This is a genomic window from Zoogloea sp. (assembly GCF_023150065.1).
Taxonomy (GTDB): Bacteria; Pseudomonadota; Gammaproteobacteria; order Burkholderiales; family Rhodocyclaceae; genus Zoogloea.
Map to the genome: position 1 here is coordinate 280 of NZ_JAKLLN010000046.1, position 3,262 is coordinate 3,541.

Below are 3,262 nucleotides of genomic sequence, written 5' to 3' on the forward strand. Positions count from 1 at the left end.
GCAGCTGCTTCTTGATCGCCTTGCCGTTGATGTAGGTGCCGTTGGTGCTGTTGAGGTCTTCGATGAAGACGTCCTGCCCCACCATCTGAAGCACGGCGTGCTCGCCGCTGACGGCCAGGTTGTCGATCACGATGTCGTTGTAGGGGCGACGACCGAGCGTCGTCTTGTCCTTGGTGATCTGGACTTCCTTGATCACCACACCGTCGAGCGAGACCACCAGCTTGCTCATGCTTGCCCTCATCTTGACTGACCGACCGATCCCGGGGCGGCGCCCCAGGCGATGCGCGGGCCCCGGCGGCTCAACGGCCGAATCGCCACCAGGGCTTGCTGGCAGCGGACGACGCGCCCCCCACCCGCACGAGGACCAGCGAGATATTATCCTTTCCGCCTGCCTCATTGGCTGCATCGATGAGCGCCCGGCCCATATCGGCCAACGCGTCGTGTGCTTGCAACATCTGGGCCAGCGTGGCGTCGTCCAGCATGTCCGACAGGCCGTCGGAGCACATCAGGTACAGGTCGCCTGCCAACACCTCATGCTGGTGCGACTCCAGCAGCACCGTGTCTTCCACGCCCACGGCGCGGGTGACGAGGTTCTTGTTGGCCGAGAACGCCGCCTGCTCGGGCGTGATGAGGCCCGCGTCGATCTGTTCCTGCAGCAGCGAGTGGTCACGGGTGATTTGCACCAGCTGGCCGGCACGCCAGCGATAGGCGCGCGAGTCGCCCACATGGCCCAGGCGAAGCTGGCCCTCGCGGAACACCGCCACCACCAGCGTGGTGCCCATGCCGGCGTACTGCGGGTTGGCATTGGCCGCGTTGAAGATCGCCCGGTTGGCGTTGTCGACGCAGATGTCCATCGCGCGGCGGATTTCCGCGTCGTTGGCCTTGCCTTCGGTTTCGTGCAGCCAGCGGCCGAGTTCGCTCTTGATGAACGAGGTGGCCATGTTGCTGGCGACCTCGCCCGCGTTGTAGCCGCCCATGCCGTCGGCCAGCACCGCCAGCAGGTTGGCGTCGTCCACGGCCACCGAGTCCTCGTTGTTCGAGCGCGCGCGGCCGGTGTCCACGGCGTGGAAGAACTCAAACGTCATGCGCTCAGCTTCAGCGGTCACGTTGGGAAGGGGTTACCGCGGGCATTGTGCCCTGTAACGCGGGGCCGATGCGCGCCGCCCGGGCCGCTGGCACGGGGGGGAAATCACGCATCGGGCGCTGGCGTGCGCGCCGCGGGCACGGCGGGAGCGCCGGCCGGGGCTTGCGGTCCCGCGCCCAGGGTACGCAACTCGGCGGCCAGGGCCACCAAGTCGGCCGGGCGCGAGCGTGGATCTCGAGCCATCAGCCGTGCGAGCAGGCCCTCGAGCGCCGGCGAGCTGGCCGGCCGCCAATAGCGCAGCCGCGGCGGATCGCCGGCGCCCACGGCGCGCAGCAGCTCGCCCAACGTGGCGGCAGCATAGGGCAGTCGCCCGGTGAGCAGTTCATAGAGGATGACGCCCAGCGCGTAGGTGTCGCTGCGGGCGTCGGCGACATCACCGGTGAGTTGCTCGGGCGCCATGTAGGCCGGCGTACCGAGGGTGACACCGGTGCGGGTGATGGCCGCGTCGTCCAGCCGGGCGACGCCGAAGTCCATCAGCTTGAGCGTACCGGCAGGCAGATCCAGGCGGATGTTCGCCGGCTTGAGATCGCGGTGCACGATGCCCTGCGCATGCGCGTGCGCCAGCGCCAGCGCCAGGCGTGCGCCCAACTCGAGCACGATGGGCTCGGGCAGCAGCCGCGGGCCGCGGGCGTACCGCGTCAGGTCGAACCCTGGCGCCGCCTCCATTGCCATCCAGGCCTGGCCGGCTTCTTCACCATGGTCCAGCACGGCGACGATGTCCGGGTGGGCGAGCCTGCGCAGCGCCTGCGCCTGGCGCAGGAATCGCTCCTGCTGCGCCTGGCGCTCGTCCGCGTCGAGGCCGCCGGGCAACGCCAGCAGCTTCAGGGCGACCCGCTGCGTGCCGTCCCAAGCCAGGAAGACGGGGCCGCTGGCGCCCTGGCCGAGCTGCGCCTCGAGCCGGAAGCGGCCGAACCGGGCCTGGCTCGGCGGGCCCGATGGCCGGGCCGCGGGCGTCCCCGGGGCTGCGATGCCGGGCAGGGGCGTCACCATCGGACGGGCGGCCATGGTGGCAGCGCCGGGACGCGCCGACCACCAGCGGCGCCACCACGGAGTCTGGTCGGATGGCCGCATGTCGTGTACGCGGGCTCAGAGCCTGTGAATGAGTCCGGTGCGCCCGAGCGGGTGTGTCGTGCTTGTTCGCAGGCCTTCAGGCGGCCGACGCCCCGCCGGCGGCGGCGAGGTGACGGCGCTTGAGCCAACTGCCCACCGCGAGCACGGCGAGTGCCCCCAGCACCCCGGCGCTGTAGTGCACGGCTGGCGTGGCCACGCCCTTGGCCTGCTCGATGAAGCCGCCCAATGCGGGGTCGGACACTGCCATCGTGCCGGCGATCCAGCCCAGCAGCATGCCACCCAGGGTGATCACGACCGGGAAGCGGTCCATCAGCTTGATCACGAACTGGCTGCCCCAGACGATGATGGGAATGCTCACCAGCAGGCCGAAGATCACCAGGGGCATCTTGTGGTCGCCACCCGCGCCTTCGGCGGCCCCGGCGATGGCGATCACGTTGTCCAGGCTCATCACGAAGTCCGCTACGATCACCGTGCGCACCGCCGCCCACAACTTGTCGCTGGCCTTGATGCCCTCGTGGTTGTCGTCATCATCCGGCGCGAGCAGCTTGACGCCGATCCACAGCAGCAGGGCTGCGCCCACCAGCTTGAGAAACGAGATCTTGAGCAGCGTGAGCGCGAAGAAGATCAGCACCACACGCAGGACGATGGCGCCGACGGTGCCCCAGATGATGCCCTGCGTGCGCTGTGCGGCCGGCAACTGGCGGCAGGCCAGCGCGATGACCACCGCGTTGTCGCCGCCCAGCAGGATGTCGATCATGATGATCTGGCCGACGGCGATCCAGAAGTCGGCGTGCATGAACTGATCCATCGTGGCGGCTCCTCGCGGGGTTGCAGTTTAGGGGGTGGCCGCGCCCATCACGGGCACACAACGCCACAGGCCACCCGCAGGTGGCCTGTGAGCCGGCGCGATGCACCGCCCGGCACCGCATGGCATCGGGGCCTGCGCTGCGCGGCCGGCCTCCGGTGCGTCAGATCAGCGACTTCAGCAGGCGCCCCATCTCCGACGGGTTGCGGGTGACCTTGAAGCCGCACTCCTCCATGATGGCG

4 protein-coding genes are annotated in these 3,262 nt (G+C 69.5%); all 4 read right to left on the minus strand.

Going from position 1 to position 3,262, the window contains the following annotated elements; all coding sequences use genetic code 11:
* Positions 1 to 229: FHA domain-containing protein (locus L6Q67_RS23130; protein ID WP_296575732.1), on the minus strand; the 229-nt coding region annotated here is incomplete at its 3' end.
* Positions 230 to 299: 70 nt separating this feature from the next.
* Positions 300 to 1,085 (minus strand): Stp1/IreP family PP2C-type Ser/Thr phosphatase, encoded by a 786-nt coding sequence (locus L6Q67_RS23135; protein WP_296575735.1) that lies wholly within the window; start codon positions 1,083 to 1,085, stop codon positions 300 to 302.
* Between the two features lie 104 nt (positions 1,086 to 1,189).
* Positions 1,190 to 2,149, minus strand: a complete 960-nt coding sequence (locus L6Q67_RS23140) for a serine/threonine-protein kinase (RefSeq protein WP_296575737.1) — start codon at positions 2,147 to 2,149, stop codon at positions 1,190 to 1,192.
* Between the two features lie 142 nt (positions 2,150 to 2,291).
* Positions 2,292 to 3,023, minus strand: coding sequence for a TerC family protein (locus L6Q67_RS23145; RefSeq protein WP_296575742.1), 732 nt, complete (start codon positions 3,021 to 3,023; stop codon positions 2,292 to 2,294).
* Between the last annotated feature and the right edge of the window lie 239 nt (positions 3,024 to 3,262).